Consider the following 227-nt stretch of genomic DNA (forward strand, 5'->3'; position numbering starts at 1 on the left):
TAAGACAGGTTTCCCGACGGAAGGGGAGCACAGTGGATGTGCGGGGGAGCTTCCTCATCCCGGGACACATGGCACATGTTTGCCTTATCCCGGATCCATGTTGTGGCACCTGGTTCAACAGCCAGATGTTTGCAGGCTTTGAGGTGGTGAGAGTTAATCTGGTTTTTTGCTGTTTCCCCCGGCAATGTACGAAGTGGTGTTCGGTTGTCCTGTCAATGACGCAGGAT

It is taken from the genome of Parendozoicomonas verongulae, from assembly GCF_009711465.1.
Classification (GTDB): Bacteria; Pseudomonadota; Gammaproteobacteria; order Pseudomonadales; family Endozoicomonadaceae; genus Sansalvadorimonas; species Sansalvadorimonas verongulae.